General features: G+C 38.2%; 20 protein-coding genes. 8 read left to right on the forward strand and 12 right to left on the reverse strand.

The window, feature by feature from the left end; genetic code table 11:
* Nucleotides 1-8: 8 nt before the first annotated feature.
* Genes CYP64_RS02165 through CYP64_RS02190 form a run of 6 tightly spaced genes read left to right on the forward strand, consistent with a single transcriptional unit; the run spans nucleotide 9 to nucleotide 4,769 of the window.
* On the forward strand, nucleotides 9-1,187 hold the full coding sequence (locus CYP64_RS02165) for a pyridoxal phosphate-dependent aminotransferase (RefSeq protein ID WP_103648506.1): 1,179 nt from the start codon (nucleotides 9-11) through the stop codon (nucleotides 1,185-1,187).
* Nucleotides 1,187-1,390: a sulfur carrier protein ThiS gene (gene thiS / locus CYP64_RS02170; protein ID WP_103648507.1), complete on the forward strand. Its 204-nt coding sequence runs from the start codon at nucleotides 1,187-1,189 to the stop codon at nucleotides 1,388-1,390. Before CYP64_RS02165 ends, thiS begins: the two co-directional genes overlap by 1 nt.
* Before the next feature lie 7 nt (nucleotides 1,391-1,397).
* Complete coding sequence (thiF, locus tag CYP64_RS02175; protein WP_103648508.1) at nucleotides 1,398-2,249, forward strand: sulfur carrier protein ThiS adenylyltransferase ThiF; 852 nt, start codon at nucleotides 1,398-1,400, stop codon at nucleotides 2,247-2,249.
* On the forward strand, nucleotides 2,250-3,014 hold the full coding sequence (locus CYP64_RS02180) for a thiazole synthase (RefSeq protein WP_002940904.1): 765 nt from the start codon (nucleotides 2,250-2,252) through the stop codon (nucleotides 3,012-3,014).
* A complete protein-coding gene (gene thiH, locus CYP64_RS02185; protein ID WP_103648509.1) occupies nucleotides 3,014-4,168 on the forward strand; it encodes a 2-iminoacetate synthase ThiH in 1,155 nt (384 codons plus the stop codon). Before CYP64_RS02180 ends, thiH begins: the two co-directional genes overlap by 1 nt.
* Nucleotides 4,161-4,769, forward strand: a complete 609-nt coding sequence (locus tag CYP64_RS02190) for a thiamine phosphate synthase (protein ID WP_103648510.1) — start codon at nucleotides 4,161-4,163, stop codon at nucleotides 4,767-4,769. The genes thiH and CYP64_RS02190 overlap by 8 nt, the downstream gene beginning before the upstream one ends.
* Before the next feature lie 299 nt (nucleotides 4,770-5,068).
* Here the strand turns inward: CYP64_RS02190 and mog are convergent, their stop codons facing one another.
* From mog to CYP64_RS02240, 10 genes are all read right to left on the reverse strand, one after another.
* Nucleotides 5,069-5,608: a molybdopterin adenylyltransferase gene (gene mog / locus CYP64_RS02195; protein ID WP_103648511.1), complete on the reverse strand. Its 540-nt coding sequence runs from the start codon at nucleotides 5,606-5,608 to the stop codon at nucleotides 5,069-5,071.
* Nucleotides 5,609-5,618: 10 nt separating this feature from the next.
* Nucleotides 5,619-7,271 carry an ATP-dependent metallopeptidase FtsH/Yme1/Tma family protein gene (locus CYP64_RS02200; protein WP_103648519.1) on the reverse strand — a complete coding sequence of 551 codons (1,653 nt, stop codon included), beginning with the start codon at nucleotides 7,269-7,271 and terminating at the stop codon, nucleotides 5,619-5,621.
* Nucleotides 7,258-8,496, reverse strand: a complete 1,239-nt coding sequence (gene mtaB, locus CYP64_RS02205; protein WP_103644572.1) for a tRNA (N(6)-L-threonylcarbamoyladenosine(37)-C(2))-methylthiotransferase MtaB — start codon at nucleotides 8,494-8,496, stop codon at nucleotides 7,258-7,260. The genes CYP64_RS02200 and mtaB overlap by 14 nt, the downstream gene beginning before the upstream one ends.
* The gene (locus CYP64_RS02210; protein ID WP_103644571.1) at nucleotides 8,496-10,085 is read right to left on the reverse strand and encodes a mechanosensitive ion channel domain-containing protein; all 1,590 of its coding nucleotides are present in this window, start codon (nucleotides 10,083-10,085) and stop codon (nucleotides 8,496-8,498) included. The genes mtaB and CYP64_RS02210 overlap by 1 nt, the downstream gene beginning before the upstream one ends.
* A complete protein-coding gene (gene aroB / locus CYP64_RS02215) occupies nucleotides 10,082-11,119 on the reverse strand; it encodes a 3-dehydroquinate synthase (RefSeq protein ID WP_103648512.1) in 1,038 nt (345 codons plus the stop codon). The genes CYP64_RS02210 and aroB overlap by 4 nt, the downstream gene beginning before the upstream one ends.
* A 2-nt stretch (nucleotides 11,120-11,121) precedes the next feature.
* A complete protein-coding gene (locus tag CYP64_RS02220; RefSeq protein ID WP_103648513.1) occupies nucleotides 11,122-12,540 on the reverse strand; it encodes a COG3400 family protein in 1,419 nt (472 codons plus the stop codon).
* Between the two features lie 92 nt (nucleotides 12,541-12,632).
* Nucleotides 12,633-13,193, reverse strand: coding sequence for an ABC-type transport auxiliary lipoprotein family protein (locus CYP64_RS02225; RefSeq protein WP_021090524.1), 561 nt, complete (start codon nucleotides 13,191-13,193; stop codon nucleotides 12,633-12,635).
* Nucleotides 13,190-14,122: an MlaD family protein gene (locus CYP64_RS02230; RefSeq protein WP_103648514.1), complete on the reverse strand. Its 933-nt coding sequence runs from the start codon at nucleotides 14,120-14,122 to the stop codon at nucleotides 13,190-13,192. Before CYP64_RS02230 ends, CYP64_RS02225 begins: the two co-directional genes overlap by 4 nt.
* Nucleotides 14,123-14,863, reverse strand: a complete 741-nt coding sequence (locus CYP64_RS02235) for an ABC transporter ATP-binding protein (protein ID WP_103648515.1) — start codon at nucleotides 14,861-14,863, stop codon at nucleotides 14,123-14,125.
* Entirely contained in the window at nucleotides 14,860-15,966 is a 1,107-nt protein-coding gene (locus CYP64_RS02240; RefSeq protein ID WP_103648516.1) for an MlaE family ABC transporter permease, read from the reverse strand. The genes CYP64_RS02235 and CYP64_RS02240 overlap by 4 nt, the downstream gene beginning before the upstream one ends.
* A gap of 77 nt (nucleotides 15,967-16,043) precedes the next feature.
* On the opposite strand from CYP64_RS02240, the gene tgt reads away from it, so the two are divergent.
* Both tgt and CYP64_RS02250 read left to right on the forward strand, forming a co-directional pair.
* On the forward strand, nucleotides 16,044-17,174 hold the full coding sequence (tgt, locus tag CYP64_RS02245; RefSeq protein ID WP_103648517.1) for a tRNA guanosine(34) transglycosylase Tgt: 1,131 nt from the start codon (nucleotides 16,044-16,046) through the stop codon (nucleotides 17,172-17,174).
* A complete protein-coding gene (locus CYP64_RS02250; RefSeq protein WP_084107997.1) occupies nucleotides 17,164-17,862 on the forward strand; it encodes a CorA family divalent cation transporter in 699 nt (232 codons plus the stop codon). The genes tgt and CYP64_RS02250 overlap by 11 nt, the downstream gene beginning before the upstream one ends.
* Nucleotides 17,863-18,095: 233 nt before the next feature.
* Here CYP64_RS02250 and rplS read toward each other — a convergent pair whose 3' ends face one another.
* Entirely contained in the window at nucleotides 18,096-18,452 is a 357-nt protein-coding gene (gene rplS, locus CYP64_RS02255) for a 50S ribosomal protein L19 (protein ID WP_021088038.1), read from the reverse strand.
* An 8-nt stretch (nucleotides 18,453-18,460) separates the two neighbouring features.
* On the reverse strand, nucleotides 18,461-19,153 hold the full coding sequence (gene trmD, locus CYP64_RS02260; RefSeq protein WP_103648518.1) for a tRNA (guanosine(37)-N1)-methyltransferase TrmD: 693 nt from the start codon (nucleotides 19,151-19,153) through the stop codon (nucleotides 18,461-18,463).
* Between the last annotated feature and the right edge of the window lie 119 nt (nucleotides 19,154-19,272).

The raw sequence follows: 19,272 nt of genomic DNA on the forward strand, positions 1-19,272 counted from the left end.
GGACAAAAATGCAACTAGCAAACAGAATGCAAACATTGAGCGAATCAATCACAATCGCGATCAGCACAAAGGCCAAAGAGATGAAGGCTGCTGGCATCGACGTGATCTCGCTTTCAGCTGGTGAGCCTGACTTTATGACTCCAAAAAAGATAAGAGAAACTGTAAAAAACGCACTTGATAACGATAGCAAAAGCGGTAAATATACGCCAGTACCAGGCCTGCCTGAGGTCATTAATGCCATTAGAGCAAAGCTAAAAAGAGATAACGGACTTGACTACAAAGCAAATCAAATCGTCACAAACATCGGCGCAAAACACTCACTTTTTAATGTATTTCAAGCGCTTATCAACCCAGGTGACGAGGTCATTATCCCTTCTCCATACTGGGTGAGCTACCCTGAGATCGTTAAATTTTGTGGTGGCGTGCCTGTCTTTATCGAGGCGGACGAGAGTACAAATTTTAAAATCACAGCCGAGCAGCTAAAAAAAGCGATCACACCAAAAACAAAGGTTTTTTCGCTAAATCACCCGACAAACCCAACTGGAGCTGTATATACAAAAGAGGAGATCGCGGCATTTGGCGAGGTTTTAAAGGGTACTGACATCATCATCACAAGCGATGAAATTTATGAAAAAGTTATTTACGGCAAGAAATTTCACGCAGTAGCCTCAGTGAGCGAAGATCTCTTTAAAAGAACGGTCACGATAAATGGTCTAAGCAAGTGTGGCGCGATGCCTGGCTGGAGATTTGGCTACATAGCAAGCTCGATGGACTGGCTCATTGCTGGCATCAAAAAGCTTCAAAGTCAAAGCACAAGCAACATTAGCTCGATCGTGCAAATAGGCGCTATCCCGTCACTTCTTGGCGAAACTGATGAAGACATCGAAAACATGAGAAAAGAGTACGAAAGAAGACGCGACGTGGCAGTTGAAATGATAAATGCTATCCCTGGGCTAAGCGTAGTTAAGCCTGATGGCGCGTTTTATCTATTTGTAAAATGCAAAGAGGTAGATGGCGACTCACTTAGATTTTGCAAAAAAATGCTTGAAGAGGCGAACGTAGCGACGGTTCCAGGTGTTGGCTTTGGCATGGAGGGATACTTTAGAATTTCCTTTGCGACTGACATCGAGAGCATAAAAAGAGCGATCGAGAGGATCGCAAATTTTGTAAAAAGCTACAAAATTTAATGATCAAATTTACTATTAATGGCAAAATTTTCGAGCTTGAAAACGATATAAATGTTTATGATTTTTTGGCTCAAAATGGTTATGAACTTAAATTTATAGCCCTTGAGCGAGACGGAGAAATTTTACCAAAAAAGCTTTGGCGTGAGCGCTTTATGAGCGAGGGCAAAGCTTATGAGATCGTCACTTTAGTTGGCGGTGGATGAGGAGAAAATGATAGAAATAGTACTAAATGGCACAAAATTTAATGTGCCAGTAAAAAGCCTTAGCGAGCTAAAAGAGCTTGCGCTTGGCGATAAAGAGAGTGAAATTTATAAATTTTTAGAGAAATTTAGCGCGACAAAGCCAGACATTTTTATTGTTGATGGCTTTGCTATAAAAGAAGATAGTGAGCTAAAAGATGGCTCAAATATCGTATTTATAAGGCGTGGCGTAATGCCTGAGCGTGAAATTTTACGCTCAATGATCGCCTCACGAAACAGCCCTGAGTTAAATTTGGCCCTAAGCAAAGCAGTAATCGGCGTGGCTGGACTTGGCGGACTTGGCTCAAATATCGCGCTAAGCCTAGCTAGAGTTGGCGTAAAAAAGCTAGTGCTTGCCGACTTTGACGTCGTTGAGCCAAGTAATCTAAACCGCCAGCAGTATTTCGTCCGCCACATCGGCATGAAAAAGACGCAGGCGCTTAAAGAGCTGATAAATGACGTCAATCCATTTGTCGAGGTTGAAACTCACGATATATTTTTAGATGAAAAAAACGTGGCTAGCGTCTTTGGCGAGTGCGAAATTTTATGCGAAGCCTTTGACAACGTTGCTGGCAAGGCGATGATACTAAATGAAGCTGGTGCTAGCCTAAAAGATAAAAAAATCATTGGCGCCTCTGGCATGGCAGGATACTTTAGCTCAAATCTCATAAAAACCATAAAATTTGCCAAAAATGTCTACCTTTGCGGCGACCTCACAAACGAGGCGAAGATCGGTCAAGGGCTCATGGCACCACGCGTTGCAGTCTGCGCAAACCACGAGGCAAATTTGGCCATTAGGCTACTTATGGGCTTGGAGGCGTAAGTGCAAAGTGATAGTTTGATCCTTGGCGGCAAGGAGTTTCAAAGCCGCTTCATCCTTGGCTCTGGCAAGTACTCGCACGAGCTCATCGACTCAGCCATAAACGAGGCTGGAGCGCAAATTTTAACCCTTGCTCTTAGGCGCATAAACGAGAGCAAAGAGCGAAATATACTTGACTTTATCCCAAAAGGCGTGACGCTTTTGCCAAACACAAGTGGCGCTAGAAATGCCAAAGAGGCTGTTCGTATCGCCCAGCTCGCACGTGAGCTTGGGTGCGGCGAGCTTGTTAAGATAGAGATCATCACTGACTCTAAATTTCTCTTTCCAGACAATATTGAAACCATAAAAGCGTGCGAAGCCTTGGCAAATGACGGCTTTGTGCCAATGCCATATATGTTTCCAGATCTAAATGCCGCAAGAGCGATGCTAAGCGCAGGAGCTAGCTGCATCATGCCTCTAGCTGCACCAATTGGCTCAAACCAAGGGTTAGTTTTTAAAGATATTATTGAGATTTTGATAAACGAGCTTGACACGCAGATCATCGTAGATGCTGGCATCGGTAGGCCCTCACAAGCGTGTGAGGCCATGGAGATGGGAGCGGCTGCGATCATGGCAAATACAGCTATCGCCTCATCTAAAAATATCCCGCTCATGGCAAGAGCCTTCAAAGAGGCGATCATCGCTGGTCGCAACGCCTATCTAGCAGGCCTTGGCGCAAAGAGTAAAAGTGCAAACGCCTCATCTCCGCTCACTGGATTTTTAGACTGATGAAATTTACAAGAACCAACCACATGCAGCTACTACCTCATATGCAGGATGTTGGCAGCGATATTATGGATGAAATTTTAAAAGAGCGCGCGAATTACAAGCCTGAAATTTACACCGAAGCTGACGTCAAGGCAGCTCTTAATGCAAAGCACTGCTCACTTGAAAATTTAAAAGCCCTACTCTCGCCTGCTGCAGCACCATTTTTAGAGCCAATCGCCCAGCTAGCTCAAGCAAAAACAAGGGCAAATTTTGGCTCAAACATCACGCTTTTCACCCCGCTTTACATAGCAAACTACTGCGATAACCTCTGCGTTTATTGCGGTTTTAACGCCAAAAATAATATAAAAAGGGCAAAGCTAAGCGACGAGGAGATCACAAGGGAGCTAAGAGAAATTTCAAAGAGCGGTTTAGAAGAAATTTTGATCCTAACTGGCGAGAGCGAGACCAACTCAAGTGTCACTTACATCGCAAATGCCTGCGCTTTGGCAAAGAAATTTTTTAAAGTCGTTGGGGTTGAAATTTACCCACTAAACTCAGATGGCTACGCCCTACTTCACAAAAGTGGCGCAGACTACGTGACCGTCTTTCAAGAGACCTACAATCCCACAAAATATGAGAAAATCCACCTTGGTGGCAATAAAAGAATTTTTCCATACCGCTTAAATGCGCAAGAGCGAGCGCTTCTTGGAGGCATGAGAGGGGTTGGCTTTGCCGCACTTCTTGGCATAGATGACTTTAGACTTGACGCCTTTGCGACCGCACTTCACGCGAGCTTAGTTCAAAAAAAGTATCCGCACGCTGAGATCGCATTTTCGTGCCCAAGACTTCGCCCTATCATCAACAACGACCGTATCAATCCCCGTGACGTGGGAGAGCGCGAGCTTTTACAAGTGATCTGTGCTTATAGAATTTTCATGCCAACAGCCAGCATAACGATCTCAACCAGAGAAAAAGCTAAATTTCGCGATAACGCCGTAAAGATAGCCACAAATAAGATAAGCGCTGGCGTAAAAGTAAGCATCGGCGCTCACGGCGAAGAGAAAAAGGGCGACGAGCAGTTTGAGATAAGCGACGACAGAAGCGTGAATGAGATCAAGGCTATACTAAAAGCAAACGGGCTAGAGCCTTTGATGAGCGAGTATGTCTATGTTTAAAATTCTCTGCATTGCCGACTTTGAAAGCTATGATGGTGATGACTTTTTAAAGAGGATACAGCTACTTTGTAAGGCTGGCGTGGATGAAATTTTGCTTCGTGCAAAAGGGCTTGGTGAGGCTGATTTTTACAATCTTGCTAGGGTTGTGGCTCAAATTTGTGAAAACTGCCGCAAGAAATTTATCATTAATCAATTTTTTGACGTAGCATGCAAGCTAAAGAGCGACTTTTGGCTCACTTCGGCGCAGCTTGATTTTTTTAAAAATCACGGCGTTTTTTTAGATGAATTTAGAAAAACAGCAAAAATTTACGCCCCAGCTCACGACCTAGAGCAGGCTAAAATTTCAGCTACAATCGCTGACGTGCTAGTGGCCTCTCATATATTTGCTACTCCTTGCAAGGCAGGTTTAGAGCCAAAAGGGCTAAATTTTATAAGCGAGCTAAAAAGCTTTAATAAAGAAATTTACGCACTTGGTGGACTAGATGACGGGAACTACAAAGAGGCCATAAAAGCTGGAGCAAGTGGCGTTTGTTTTATGAGCCTAGCATTGAACTGCGATATAGAGCTTATAAAAAAGATAGTAGAAAGCAAAAACGAGTAAATTTAGCTTATAATGCTTAAATTTTATATAAAATAATACATAAAATTTTACTAATTTTTCTAGTAATATAACCATTTTATATCGAGTATAAGCAGCGCTATAAGGTCTGGCAACACATATATCAAAAGCAAGAGAGCATCAATAAACCAAAGAAGTAAACAACAAACACAGCTAAACATAGAGATATAACCTGTATAAATCCCAACCTCTAGCTTAAATAAGCTAATACACAAAAAGCTAAATTTTAATAAAAAGCCACTGCCTATCAATAAAAGCAGCGGCTTTAAAATTAAACTAATTTAAGAAATTTTCTTTTGTTTTGGACGAAATACTTTCATGACATTTTCGTCAGTCTCGATAAACGCACCTTCGATCAGGTCTATGCAGTACGGCACTGATGGAAATACTGGCTCCAAGCACTCTTTTATTGCCTTTGGCTGACCTGGTAAATTTATGATGAGCGCGTGCCCTCTAATGCCTGCTGTTTGGCGTGATAGGATCGCTGTTGGGACGTATTGCAGGCTTGCGGCTCTCATTAGCTCGCCAAAGCCTGGCATCATCTTCTCACAAACCGCCTCAGTAGCCTCTGGCGTAACGTCTCTCACCGCTGGTCCTGTACCGCCAGTAGTTAGCACAAGGTCGCAGCCAAGTACATCCACCATGTACACAAGTCTCTCTTTTATCAGCTCAAACTCATCTGGTATAACCTCGTAAAAGTACTCACGCTCGCTCACTATCCAGCTATCAAGCACCTCTTTGATCGCTGGGCCTGATTTGTCCTCATATGTGCCTTCGCTTGCACGGTCAGAAAGGGTTAATATACCTATTTTTGCTTTCACTTTTTCTCCTTTAGTAGTTTTCGTTTAAAATTTTTGCCAGCGTCTCTTTATCTACGCTCTCGTATGCTAGCAGATATGAGCTGATCTTTGCGATCTGCTCGTTTGTCCCCTTTAAAAATGACATTATCTCTTCTTTTGCCTGTTTTAAGATCTCTTCGACGTCGTTTGGATTTGGCACAAAAGAGCTACCCATACCGTATTCATAAACCATCTTTGATGCGATCTCTTTGGCTAAATTTAGATCACTGCTCGAGTTTGAAAAAATATCATTTTCGTCTATTTCAAGCTTACACATGCCAGAGATTAATACTTTAATGCGAGATATCATCTGCGACTTTGACTCGATCTCTTGCTCGGTTGCCATAAAGCGGTCTTCTATAAGTGAAATCTTTTCAAATTTCACATCAAACCAGTAAGCACTAAGCGCCTTTGCACCTTGATAGACGGCTTGGATTTTTTTCTCGCTCTCGCTGTAGCTTAAAACCTTTTTTTTGCCGAGCAAGACCTTATTTAAAACAGCTTCAAAGTCTCTTATTTTTAGTACGCTCTCATTATTTCTTAGAGCATTTATCGCAGCTTCATTTACAAGTGTGCTAAGTGCAGCACCCGAAAAGCCAACGCTCATCCTAGCGATATCTTCGGCTGAAACGTCACATTTTTTATCTTTTAAATAAGTATTTAAAATAGCCACTCTGTCGTTGAAATCAGGCATGGATAGAAAAATTCTCCTATCAAAACGACCCGATCTAAGTAGCGCCTCGTCGATCATTTCGATCCTATTTGTAGCAGCTATTACGATGACGCCTGAGTTATCTTCAAAGCCGTCCATCTCGGTTAATAGCTGATTTAGAGTGGCTTCTCGCTCGTCGTTTCTAGTACCACCCCTGCTCTTTCCAACAGCATCTATCTCATCAATAAAGATAATAGACGGAGCATAAGATTTAGCCTTGCTAAAAAGCTCTCTTACTCTTTTTGCACCCATGCCAACATAAATTTGTACAAAACTAGCACCATTTTGGTAGAAAAATGGTACATTTGCCTCGCCTGCAACGGCTTTTGCAACAAGTGTCTTGCCAACACCTGGAGGACCTACCATTAGCACACCTTTTGGCATTTTGATACCAAAATTTCTGTATTTTTGTGGATTTTTCAAAAAGTCAACTATCTCACTAAGCTCGCTTTTGACCTCACTAATGCCTGCCACATCGCTAAATCTCACATTTGAGATGACTGGCATCGTGTTTTGATTTAGCACGCTTTCTATCTCAAATGCGCCCTCTTTTTTACTAAGCAAGCTCTCCTCTTTTTTCCTGATACTTCTAAAGATATAAGCGTACCAAAGCATGAAGCAGACAAAGATGATAAAACCCCAGATCATGCCAGGAGTGATGTATTGCTTAGTCTTTTCAACAGGCACTTTTTTAATAAGCTCTTTTAGATCGATACCCTCTTTTATGATTGAAAAACGATTGTTTTGTGCATAAAGCACGACTTCATCGTCATCGATTACAGCGCGGTCTATAAAATTTCCATCCATTAGCTGCATATATTGCGAATATGTGATATTTCTTGGTTCTTTACTAACGGCAAATAACAGCACGCTGATTAATGCGATAGCTGCGATTATTAGGATATTTTTCTTATTAAATTTAAATTTTTGCATAATTGGCATCTGGCTTAACTTCATATTCGCTTACCTCCACCCACTCTTTTGTTATATCTTTTTGGCTTAAAATTTTAGCTTTGTTGTAAAATTGATCAAAGCCCTCGTAAAACTCACCATTTTTTTGCTCGACTAAAATTTTCAAAGCCCCATCATGTTTTTTTCTAAAATTTTCATTATTTTGCAAAGCAATGCCTTGTAAAATTTTTAGCCTACTTTTTGCCACATCACCGCTAACATCGCTTTTTAGTGTAGCTGAGTGCGTATCACGCCTTGGCGAATAGACAAAAGCGTGCAGATGCGTGATAGGAAATTTCTTAAAATTTTCCACAGCCTCTGTCCATATCTCCTCACTCTCACCAGGATGACCCACGATGTAGTCCGTACCAAGGGCAAAGCCAAGTGAGCTAAGCTCATTAAAAAGTTCCAAATCACTAAATGCGTTATTTCGTCTTCGCATGATCTTTAGCATAGCCTGACTCGTGTGCTGAAGTGCGATGTGCAGATGACGCTCCAACCACTCTTCTTTTAAAATTTCTCTAAAGCTCTCATCTATCTGGCTTGGCTCAATGCTTCCAAGCCTAATGCGTCTAATGCCAGAAATTTTACCTAAGTTTGCCAAAAGCTTACCAAGAGAGCTATTTGTATCTTTGCCGTAACTGCCTATATTTGTGCCGGTTAAGACAAGCTCATTATAGCCGTTTTGGGCTAAAATTCTTGCCTCTTTTAATATCATAGCCTCATCCATACTTCTAGCCTTACCACGAACTGAAGGGATGATGCAGTAGCTGCAGCTAAAGTTGCAGCCTTCTTGAATTTTTATAAAAGCCTTAGTGTGATTTTCGTAATTTGTAACTATATTTTTATCAACTGAGTTTAAATTCCCAAGCTCAAAAAATGGCTTTTCTTGCTTTAATAGCTCATTTAGATCGCTCTTTTTACTAGCTCCAAGTACGCCAAATATACCACTATTAAATAGCTCTTTGCCCTTACTAACCGCGCCACATCCTGTTAGTATGACCTTTGCCCCGCGCCTTTTTACACCGTTTATGTAGTTTCTGACACCGCTATCGGCAGAATTTGTAACAGTGCACGAGTTTATGACCACGATATCAGCGCTCTCTTCATCATTTGTGATCTCGTAGTCCTTGATGTAGCTTTTTAAAAGCTCAGTATCATAGATATTTGTGCGACATCCAAATGTTTTAAAAAATATCTTTTGCATTAAGAATTTTCACTCTCTTGCTCGCTGTGAGCGGTGTGATCGCTTGGATTTTCTTTTTTGCCTATAAACATAGTTTGTGTTGGATAAGCGATCTTTATATCATCTTGAGCTAAAAATGCTTCTATTATCTCAGCGCTAATAGTGCTTCTAAGAGCCAAAGTCGCATAAGAATTTGCCATATACCAACATGAGACATTTATACCATAAGGTTCAAAAAATGTATAAATTCTTGGCTCGACGTTTGGATTTTTGATGCTATATTGGCTTCTTAATTTATTCATTTGACGTTTTGCGATATCGGTATAGCCTTTTGAGTATTTCTTGACAACATTTCTCGCTAGATAGACAGCCTTTTTATGGTTACTATCAAAGCTTATCATGATATCTATACCGTCCCAAACGGTCTTCATGCCATAGTGAGCATAGTTTGCGATGAGGTCGGTAAAGATATAGTTATTTGGCACAAAGATGATTCTGCCTGCACGGCGGTTTGTCTTATAAGTTGAGTAGCTAACATCCTCAAAAACGGTCAGCCTAAGTAAAGAGATATCGATCACATCGCCCACAAATTCACTACCATCATGAAGTACTCTGATCCTATCGCCCACATGTATAGAGCCTCCAAACATGATCACCATCCAGCCAAGCATACTCATAAACATATCTTTCATCGCAATGGCGATACCAGCTGAAGCAAAACCTAGCACAGTTACTAGATATGTGACGTTTTCGATATACGAAAAAAGTAAGATTATGATGATAACGGTGATATTTAAAACGTTTAAAAATTTATTAACCGTGTAAAATCTCTCATTGTCAGTAATCGTTCTTTTAACGATAAATTTAGCGATAAATGTTAGTCCGATCGTTAAAAGAATGATGATAGCCGTATAGCCCATACTTAAAAACTGAGCTTTTATATCAGAGGTGGTTAAATTTATAGCCTCATCAGCTCTTTTTTCATAGACATTATAAGTTGTATCAGCGATCTGTTTTGCCGCTTTAAAGTCGCCTATTTCTTGTTTTACTAAGTTTAGGCTTTCTCTATTTTGCTCATTTTCTTCAATCAAATTTAGTCTATTTAGTAAATTTTCTTTTGTTTCAAGCTTTTCCAAAAGCGTATCAAGCTCTTTTATATGCCTTTGATACTCGATCTTATCGCTCTTTATCTTTTTGATATACGAAAAGCCAGATATAAGTGCAACAGGACTTGTTATCCTTGGTGGAGTATCCATTTCAGGAGCCGCTAGCATATTTGAAAATGGCGTTTTTTCATACTCTTTTAGTAAATTTATCTGCTCTTTTAGGGTTTGGATTCTCTTTATGATATCACTGCCTCTTCTTGAGCTTTTGTCTAGCTTTTTTAGTTCATTTTCATTTTTTTCAAGCTCATCAATAAGCCTTTGATAAGTGTTATAGTTAGCATATCTTGTGATCCAGATATTGTTTTTTAGGGAGTTATCTAGATTTGAAATATCTTTTATAAGCTCGTTATTTTGTAAATTTTGTGAGCCATTTTGCTCAAGCGTAACGTTTTCTTCAGCATAAAGGGCAAAGCAAAAAAGTATTAAAACTAGGATCTTTTTCATTTAAAGTCTCTTAAAATTTTTAAAACGTCTTCTTTTTTGACGTCATTTTTGATGATCGCACTGCCGATTTTATCTACAATGATGAAATTTATCTTATCATCTTTTGTCTTTTTATCCATAAAAAATGCCTCGTAAAATGCATATTCATTTTCTATTTTGTAGCTTACTGGAAGGCCAAATTTTACCAAAACCTGTTTGATATCCTCTGCTTCTGCCTCGCTCATGAGCCCTAGTCTTACGCTTAAGCGATTTGCCATATTCATGCCTATCGCCACCGCTTCGCCGTGTAAAAATTCTTTGTAATTTGTCTCATTTTCTATAACGTGAGCAAAGGTATGGCCGTAGTTTAGGATAGCTCTTAGCCCTTTTTCTTTCTCATCTTGTTCAACCACTTTTGCTTTTAAAATTACCGACTTTTCGACTAGCTTGGCTAAATTTTCATCATCTAAATTTACACTCTTTAACCAATCAAACATCTCTTTATCAAAAGTTATCGCCATTTTTAAAGCCTCAGCCACGCCAGCTGCAAATTCTCTCTTTGGCAATGTCTTTAAGAAATTTATCTCGCAAAAAACTGCCTTTGGCTGATAAAAAGAGCCTATTAAATTTTTACCAAATTTATTATTCACACCCGTTTTTCCGCCCACACTTGCATCAACTTGCGCTAGAAGCGTAGTTGGAATATTTATGAAGCTTATTCCTCTTTCATAGATGCTCGCCGCAAAGCCAGTCATATCGCTTATGACGCCACCACCAAAGGCGATTAGCGTAGATGAGCGATCAAATTTACTAACAAAAAGCTGCTCTAAAATTTGCTCTATCGTTTCAAGGTTTTTATACTCCTCGCCGTCAGGCACACTTATAATAAATTTCTCATCGCATTTTAAAACACTAAGTAGCTTTTCAAGATGAAGCCCCGCTACTTTAGCGTTTGTAACGATGCCAACCTTGCCTTTTAGCTCTAGTCTCTCAAGCTCGTTTATATAAATTTTATAGCTTGATGCCTTTTCTTTAAGGTTTAAGTTTATCTGCATTTTTACTCACTTACTGGCACAAAAAGCTGTGCGTTTTGGCTCAGTTTTTTATAAAGCCTATTTAAATTTGTCGATAAAAAGGCAAATGCCCCACCATTTGCCACGCTTTTGCTAAACATTACAAAATGAAGCAAATCTTTTGTATTTTTTAGTTTTACAAGCGGATTTTTTAGATTGTGATTTTCTATCTTTATACGCTTAGAAAATAGCGCGCTAATGCTCTCAAAATGCTCTCTTAGCGCTTCATCTTCGCTATGCTTATTATCAAAATAGTAAAATTTCATCTCCAAATCAAGCTGTGCACAGCAGTCTGTTATCACAGCTGATTGATTCTCCACTTCTTGACTTTGATCGCCTAGTATAACGCCCTCTTTTATATTTGAGAGCAAAATTTTACCCGTTTTTAGCACTGGAAGTTTTAGCTCATAAAATAGCTTTTTAAATTTAAAAAAGTACTTATCATCGCTTAAGATTAGGCCGATATCGTGCTTTAACACATCATGTTTTATAGATTTGTTATCGCTATTAAAATAATCCATCAAAACAATGATATTTTTCTCTTTTATCGCTTTTAAAGTATCTAAATTTTCACCTAAAGTTGGATTTATCACTCTAAAAAAAAGGCGTTTATTATTTAGCTTTGAATGCAAATACAAGCTATCCTTTATGAGCTTGCTAACACGTTCTTTATCCATTGAGATCATGTCGATCAGCACATAGATATTGCTACCAAATGGACTTGGAAACTGTCCACTTTCACGCTTGATCGAGCGGTAAACATTTTGAAGCACATTTGGATCACCAACGATTAGTAATATATCGCTTGGCTGTATCATTACATTTGGCTTTGGCAAGATGATCTCGCTGCCTCGATATATGAGAGCTATTCGCCATTTTTTCTGAGCTACCGAGCTGATGTGACGATACATATAAGAGCTACCTATTGGCACCTTAACTTCCATGATCTCGCCCTCACTAAGTCCGATATTATCGGCTAAAACTGGTAGATCTGGTAAATAGTCCATAAGCCTTGATGCTGCAATATCTCTGATATCAACCACGCTTAAGTGTTTATCGCTTGCAAATATTTCTTTACATTTTTCATCAAGCTCCCATGAGCTCATAAAAACAGTCTCGGTCTTTGTGCTGATCTGTCTTAAATTTTCATAAACAGCAATCGCTTCATTTTTATCATCGCAAACTATACAAAACTGACTAAAATAGCCATCGCTTACGCTTTTTAGCTTTGAAAGACTAGTTGGGTCAAACTGGTAAAATGTAAAATTTTCATAATTTGATTTTTGGCTGTAATCCTCACTTGAAACAACGATATAGTGATGCAAATTTGATTTTGTTTCAAGCAGTCTGTTTAAAAAATTTCTTGCGAAAGTTCCATCTGCAATTATTAAAATTTTCTTCATCAATTCTCCGTATTTTAAAGCTCACATTATAACAAAAGGTCTTTAAAATAAGCTATTTTGGCTATAAATTTAAAATTTACAGCCAAGAAAATTTAAGAGATTATTTCAGAGATTAGCGTATCGATTGCTAAATTTGTAGCCTTATTTATCGTATCAAAAATAGTACTTGAGCTTGGGTCTGGACAAAAAATTTCTTTTGTGATCATGCCTGATTTTAGCGAAGTGTTTGCATTAAATAACTCATAAGCTAACGAGACTTCGGCCTTGTCACCTCTTATTTGAAGAGAGATGATGCTTACTTTTAGTCTAAGATCCTTTGCATTTGGCGAAAATATCGGCTTTGCAGCGCAGTTTGAATAAAGCCCTTTTACAAGAGATTTATAGACCATTTCGCTTGGCTCAGATACAAATTTAGCGTCGCTTAGATATCTGATTTTATTATTTTCAGCTACGATCAAAATTTTTCTAGTATCGACCATATCAAGAGCACTTACATTTTCGATGAAGACATTTTTTAGCTCTTTTTGCTTGTTTTCAGCTGAGCAAGCCTTGTTTGAATAGTGAATTTCATACATCGTTGCAACTGGCACATCCGTCTTTAGCGAGCAGCCAAGAAATAAAAGCGTAGCCGTTAGAAAGATTAAATTTCTCATTTTTTATCTCCTTTGTCATTTGGCACTGGATTTGTGAAGAAAAACTCGTAAGGATTATCTTCAAGCCTTTGAAGCGCGCCTCTAAATTCGCGAAGCGTCTTGTCAAATCCATTTAAAAAATCACTCGCTTCTCTTAATAACGGTCCAACCGTATTTCTAAGGTCGTATTCACCATCTTTAGCTTTTTTTGTGATGAGTTCTTGCAGCGAATTATATCCGATGATAGCCGAATTTGCCGATACAAAAACTTGGTTTGCATTTGAAATTAGTCTATTTAAATTTTTAACCAGTTCTTTTGTATCGGTTTTGTTTAAAGTGTCTGTAAAATTTTTCACATTTTTAACGATACTATCAACCTCACTTAGCCCCTCTTCGTCTGTTAAAACTTGTGTAAATTTATCAATATTTTTAAGGACTGACTCTACGTGAGCGATATTTTCGGGCGAGAAAAAGTTATCGACTTTATCAAGTGTTTGATTTATCTTTAAGGTGATATTTTCAGCGTTGTTTCCAAGCTTTGAAAAAAGACTCTCTTCAAGCTGTAAGACAGGCTTTTGACCTGACGCAAAGTCTTTTGTGCCACGGCTTATATTGATACTAGCAACGCCGCTGATGGCCTGAACTTCTATACTTGCCACGCTATCGGCCTTTATTGGCAGATCTTCTCTAATTTTCATTGTGATGTTTATAAGAGCATTTTTATCATCGACAAAATTTATATCACTAACACTTCCAGCTGGCACACCGATAAATTTAACCGTAGAATCGACCTTTAATCCACTTGGTAGCTCGGTTGTGTGAATGTAGTACTCTTTAAAATCAACCTTTGTATTATTTTTACTAGTCATCCACCAGATAAATATCGCAAATGCTGTAAGGCAAGCCATAAAAAACATGCCAACAATGGTATAAGAATTTCTATTTTCCATCTACTTTTTCCTCATTTTAAATAGCTCTTCAAGTGGGTTATTTTCGAGATATTCAAGCTCTTTTATATTTCCCTCAAAGGCTATCTTTTTGTTATCTATTATCAAAAATCTATCCAAAATATCAAAAATACTATCAGCATCATGAGTCACCATAACAACCGTAACTCCGATACTATCGCGCAGATCTTTTATAAGAGCGTCCATCTGGCGCGAGCTAACAGGATCAAGACCGCTGTTTGGCTCATCCAAAAATAGCACCTTCGGACTTAAAACCAAAGCCCTTGCTAGCGCGGCTCTTTTTTTCATACCACCACTTAGCTCACTTGGATAAAGCATAGAAACCTCTTTTTTAAGTCCAACTTTTTGTATCCAAAACATCGCTATCTCATCGATCTGGCGCTTGTTAAATTTAGAGTACTCATGAAGCAAAACGCCCACGTTATCAAGTATCGTCATCGAGCTATAAAGTGCCCCAAATTGAAACATCGTTCCACTTTTTAATTTGATCTCTTGTTGCTCTTGTAGTGAGCTTTTCCACATATTTACGCCATCAAATGTTATATCACCATTATTTGGCTTTTTTAGATATATCATCGTCTTCATGAGCGTCGTTTTACCAGTGCCGCTGCCGCCCAAAAAGCCGTAAATTTCTGCCTCTTTTACACTCCAGCTCACGTTATCGTGCATGATCTTATCGCCATAACTTGTAGTTATATTTTTTCCAACTATTATCTCATTCATATTTTTAACCACATAAAAATTATCGCAAAAAAAGCATCAAGCGCGATGACCCAAAATATCGCATTTACAACGCTAACGGTTGTCATCGCTCCAAGGCTTTGGGCGTTTTGACTAACACCAAATCCTCTCATGCAGCCAATGATCGCTATTACTGCGCCAAAAAATGGAGCCTTTATCATACCAACAGCAAAATGCCTAAGCTCGACCATCTCGCGAAATCTATTTAGATAGTCGCTAAAACTGATATCAAGTATCGTTTGGCAAATGATCATCTGTCCTAAGATGCTTATCGCGTCAGCTATAAAGATAATAACAGGCACACAAAGCACCATGGCGATGATGCGTGGCAGCACCAAAAAGTTAAAGGGCTCAAAACCCATCGTCTTCATCGCATCTATCTCCTCAGTTAGCTTCATAGCGCCAATTTGCGCTGTAAAGCTAGAAGCCGACCTGCCTGCGACGACAATAGCAGCGATGAGTGGGGCCACCTCTCTAAGCGTTAGCATACCCATGATCTCTACTATAAATATACTTGCCCCAAAGCTTGCAAGCATCGCACTGCCAAGATAAGCAAGCACGACGCCTATCAAAAAAGCGGTGAGCGATACGATGAAAACAGCATTTACGCCACCATCTTTTATGTAGTTACTAAATTCTCTAAACCTTAAATTTGCAGGATTAAATAAAATCCTCACGCTCTTTATCAAAAACTCGCCCAAAAACGAGCCAAACTCAAGCAAATTTACAAATCCCTCGCAAATTTTCTCCCCCAATCGTGAGAAAAAATTTAGGCTATTGTGCGGTGGCATATAGTTAAAATCGATCTTTTCATCATTTAAAAGATCGCTCATCGCCTTTATCTTATCATCATTTGTGATGATCTCAAATTTCTTGCCATTTAGCGTGTTTTTTAAAAGGATCAAAACGGCGTAATCAATGCTCTTTAGCTCGCCAAAGTCAAATTTAACATTGCCGTTAAGCTTTTGGATTTTTTTAAAAATGCTTTGTAAATTTTTTGCGTCTTTGTAGCTAAACTCGCCTACAAATTTTATGGTCGCAGTGCCGTTTGCTTCGGTAAAAACGATATCATTTCTCTTTTGCAAAAAGTTCCTTTGCCTTAAAATTAGCGGATTATATTATAAATTTGTTAAAATAGAAAATCAGAAAATAAGGGATAATAATGAAATTTGAAGTTATAAAAAAAGATGGTAACGCAAGACGTGGCGTTCTAAAGACAGCTCACAGCGAGATTCAAACGCCAGTTTTTATGCCAGTTGGCACGGTTGGTGCGGTTAAAAGCTTAGACGCCTTTGATATGAGTGAAATTTTAGACGCAAAAATAATCCTAGCAAATACCTACCACATGTATCTGCGCCCTGGTAGCAAGGTCGTGCGCGAGTTTGGCGGACTTCATGGATTTTCTAAATTTGAGCGCTCGTTTTTAACAGATAGTGGCGGATTTCAGGCATTTTCACTTAGATCAAATACCAAAAACGACGATGGAGGGATAAAATTTAAAAGCCATATCGATGGCAGCACGCACTATTTTACGCCAAGATCTGTTCTTGATACACAGTACGATCTAGGTAGCGACATTATGATGATACTTGACGATCTAGTCGCCTTGCCTGCTGAGCCAAAAAGGATCGATCTAAGTATAAAACGAACGATAAAATGGGCAAAAGAGGCGATTGATTATCATAAATTTATGCAAAGCAAGGGCGTTGGCTTGCAGCAAAATATCTTTGGCATCGTCCAAGGCGGCACCGACTATGAGGCACGTAAATTTTGCGCGCAGGCGCTAAACGAGATGCCATTTGATGGCCTTGCGATAGGTGGGCTAAGCGTTGGCGAGAGCAATGAGGCGATGTATGACACGGTTGAGGCAGTTATGCCATTTATGGATGAGCTTAGACCTCGCTATCTAATGGGCGTTGGCACACCAGAAGATCTTGTAGAAAACGTGGAGAGAGGCGTTGATATGTTTGACTGCGTCATGCCAACTAGAAACGCAAGAAACGGCACGCTATTTACTAGCTTTGGCAAGATAAATATAAAATCAGCCAAATTTATAAACGACCACGCGCCAATCGACCCACAGTGTCAGTGCTATACCTGCAAGCGCTACTCCAGAGGCTATCTAAACCACCTTTTTAAGGCAAGAGAGCTCACATTTTTTAGGCTAGCAAGCCTTCACAACCTGCACTACTATCTAAATTTGATGAAAGAGATGAGAGAGGCAATAGAAAGAGGCGAATTTACTAAATTTAAGAGAAATTTTTATGCTAAAAGGGTAAAAAATGAGCTATAAAAGTTCAGTCTGTGGGTATTTTTATGGCGATGAATACGACTATATTTTGCTTGTTTCTTTCACGCAAAAACAAAGCTATAAATTTTTATTTAAAAATGGCAAAATTTACAAAGAAGACTTTGATCACGAATGCGACAAAAACGAGTTTGAAGCGGCTCTTAAAAAACTATGTAATGAATATGCAAATAAAATTTTAGAGCACCAAGAAGAACTAAACGAGTATGAAAAAATTTATGCTAGTCGAAAAAACTTTAACAAATTTATCAAAAGACACCACTTTTTAAAATATGAGATTAGAAAATTTCAAAACAAGATATCTCACTTTTATGAAACCCTTTCGATTTGTCAAAGCGAGCAACAAAATTTAAAAAAAGAGCTTAAAAATAGTACTCATGAGGCAAATGTTTTTAGAACAATGGCCAATGAATATGCATGCAGAATCGATGATATTTATACATTTATACAAAGTATAAAAAACGACAAAATCAATCAAAATATTTATATTTTGACAATGATATCAGCTGTAATGCTGCCATTAAATCTTATAACTGGCTTTTTTGGTATGAATACACAAGGCTTACCATTTAATGAAACTAAAAATGCTACTATGATAGTTGTATCAATAATGCTTGGAGTAATTCTTTGTTGTGTTGTTTTTTTATTTTGGTATACAAATAAGAAGAAGTAGAAAATAAATAAATTTAGTATATAAGGTATCTGAAACTTTATATAGAAATTTGTTATATATTTTAAATTTTTATAGACTAGCGGTAAAAACAATAAAAATAAATAGATATTTTAATATTAAAAAACAATAAAAATAAATAGATATTTTAATATTAAAAAACAAAAAAAATTAAAAAAATTAAATTTAAAAAGAAGATTAAAAGTCCTGAATAGACTTCAGGACAGATAGTAGAATTATTTTCTAAGTTCGCGGATCTTAGCAGCTTTGCCACGAAGTTCGCGTAGATAGAATAGCTTAGCTCTTCTAACACGACCTTTTCTAAGAACCTTTATCTCTTCAATTGAGTCACTAAAGATTGGAAAAATTCTCTCAACACCGACACTATTAGCACCAATTTTTCTGATAATAAATGTTTCGCCAGTACCGCTACCGCGTCTAGCTATACAAATACCTTCAAAATTTTGAATTCTTGTTTTGTCACCCTCATGAATACGAGTAGCAACACGCAATGTATCTCCTGCACGGAAGTCAGGAATATTTTTACTAGCAATTTGAGCATTTTCAAATGCTTCAATGTATTTATTTCTCATGTTTTTCCTTATTTATGTGGCTTAAGCTTTTGATATAAATCAGGGCGAAAGAACCTTGTTTTGCAGTGAGCCATCTTATTTTTTAAAGTGTGGATTTTAGCATGGTTACCCTTTAAAAACTCTGAAACCACAAAGATTGATCTAAAATTATCAGGCTTTGTAAAAGATGGGGCTTCAAGCAAATTATCCTCAAAACTCTCAACTTCAAGGCTCATATCGTTTCCTAAAACTCCAGGTATATTTCTTGATATTGCATCACTTATACAAAGCGCAGGAAGCTCTCCGCCAGTTAAAACAAAATCGCCTATGCAAAAAACTTCATCTGCCCAAAGCTCAACAATTCGTTCATCAAGGCCTTCATATCTACTGCAAACAAAACAAATGTGATCTTTTTTAGAAAGCCTCTTTGCATCATTTTGATTAAATTTTTTACCAGCTGGCGTTAAAAATATCACATGAGCATTTTTATCTTTTTTTTTTAGAAATTTGATCGACTCATCCAAAGGCTGTGGAAACATCAAAAGTCCTGCTCCGCCTCCGATCATATAATCATCAACTTTATTATGTTTATCTTCAGTAAAATTTCTTGGATTTATAAAATCAATTTCAATAAATTTATTACCAATTGCACGTTTTAAAATAGAATCAAAAAAATAAGGTTTGACTAAATTTTCAAAAAGTGTAATAAACGTAAATGTCATGAATTTTCTAAAATGGCTCTAGCGCCTTTTACCAAAATCTCTCCACTATTCAAATTTACACTTATAATAAAATGCTCTAAATATGGAATGTAAAAATTCTTTGGTTTACCACCCAAAGT

The organism is Campylobacter concisus (assembly GCF_002913945.1).
GTDB lineage: Bacteria > Campylobacterota > Campylobacteria > Campylobacterales > Campylobacteraceae > Campylobacter_A > Campylobacter_A concisus_P.

Coding starts and splice junctions, on each gene's coding strand:
- CYP64_RS02165 (WP_103648506.1), top strand. CDS start 9: ATGCAACTAGCAAACAGAATGCAAACATTGAGCGAATCAATCACAATC.
- thiS (WP_103648507.1), top strand. CDS start 1,187: ATGATCAAATTTACTATTAATGGCAAAATTTTCGAGCTTGAAAACGAT.
- thiF (WP_103648508.1), top strand. CDS start 1,398: ATGATAGAAATAGTACTAAATGGCACAAAATTTAATGTGCCAGTAAAA.
- thiH (WP_103648509.1), top strand. CDS start 3,014: ATGAAATTTACAAGAACCAACCACATGCAGCTACTACCTCATATGCAG.
- CYP64_RS02190 (WP_103648510.1), top strand. CDS start 4,161: ATGTTTAAAATTCTCTGCATTGCCGACTTTGAAAGCTATGATGGTGAT.
- CYP64_RS02200 (WP_103648519.1), bottom strand. CDS start 7,271: ATGCAAAAATTTAAATTTAATAAGAAAAATATCCTAATAATCGCAGCT.
- mtaB (WP_103644572.1), bottom strand. CDS start 8,496: ATGCAAAAGATATTTTTTAAAACATTTGGATGTCGCACAAATATCTAT.
- CYP64_RS02210 (WP_103644571.1), bottom strand. CDS start 10,085: ATGAAAAAGATCCTAGTTTTAATACTTTTTTGCTTTGCCCTTTATGCT.
- aroB (WP_103648512.1), bottom strand. CDS start 11,119: ATGCAGATAAACTTAAACCTTAAAGAAAAGGCATCAAGCTATAAAATT.
- CYP64_RS02220 (WP_103648513.1), bottom strand. CDS start 12,540: ATGAAGAAAATTTTAATAATTGCAGATGGAACTTTCGCAAGAAATTTT.
- CYP64_RS02225 (WP_021090524.1), bottom strand. CDS start 13,193: ATGAGAAATTTAATCTTTCTAACGGCTACGCTTTTATTTCTTGGCTGC.
- CYP64_RS02230 (WP_103648514.1), bottom strand. CDS start 14,122: ATGGAAAATAGAAATTCTTATACCATTGTTGGCATGTTTTTTATGGCT.
- CYP64_RS02235 (WP_103648515.1), bottom strand. CDS start 14,863: ATGAATGAGATAATAGTTGGAAAAAATATAACTACAAGTTATGGCGAT.
- tgt (WP_103648517.1), top strand. CDS start 16,044: ATGAAATTTGAAGTTATAAAAAAAGATGGTAACGCAAGACGTGGCGTT.
- CYP64_RS02250 (WP_084107997.1), top strand. CDS start 17,164: ATGAGCTATAAAAGTTCAGTCTGTGGGTATTTTTATGGCGATGAATAC.
- rplS (WP_021088038.1), bottom strand. CDS start 18,452: ATGAGAAATAAATACATTGAAGCATTTGAAAATGCTCAAATTGCTAGT.
- trmD (WP_103648518.1), bottom strand. CDS start 19,153: ATGACATTTACGTTTATTACACTTTTTGAAAATTTAGTCAAACCTTAT.